Origin of the sequence: Cupriavidus sp. SIMBA_020 (assembly GCF_046535395.1) — a bacterium.
Taxonomy (GTDB): Bacteria; Pseudomonadota; Gammaproteobacteria; order Burkholderiales; family Burkholderiaceae; genus Cupriavidus; species Cupriavidus campinensis.
Genome location: NZ_JAWRWU010000067.1, coordinates 1 through 470, shown reverse-complemented (window position 1 = coordinate 470; position 470 = coordinate 1). Strand labels below are relative to the sequence as shown.

1 protein-coding gene is annotated in these 470 nt (G+C 70.4%); it reads left to right on the top strand.

The annotated features are described in order from the left end of the window. Positions 1 to 470: hypothetical protein (locus SB751_RS28185; RefSeq protein ID WP_410748807.1), on the top strand; the 470-nt coding region annotated here is incomplete at both ends.

Below are 470 nucleotides of genomic sequence, written 5' to 3'. Positions count from 1 at the left end.
CTGCTGCCCGCGGCAGCTTGCGCCCAACAACCGCCCGTGCCGCAGGCCGCGCAGGCCCTGGTCGGCAAATGGCGGCACCAGACCATGCTGCGCACGGTGGACGGCCAGGCGCTGCCGCCGCAGCCGGCCGGCGGGGCCGGCGTAGCCGAGTTCCGCGCGGATGGCACCTGGTCGATGCAAGGCCCCGGCATGGTGTCCAGCGGCACTTACCGCTGGCTGGACGGCAAGCGCATCGAACAGACGCTGGAGCAATCCACCAGCAAGCATGAACTTGGCGTGGCCTCCATCCGCTACGTGAAGATCCAGGGCGATCACCTGAGCCTGACGCGGGTGCAGGACCGCAGGGAAATGGACAAGCTGATGCCGCCGCCCGGACCGAACGTGCGCCGCCCCGACCAGTTGATCGTCACCAACGTCTTCACCCGGTTGCCGGCGGAGCCGAATCCATCCGCGTCCGCGGGCGGCGCGGG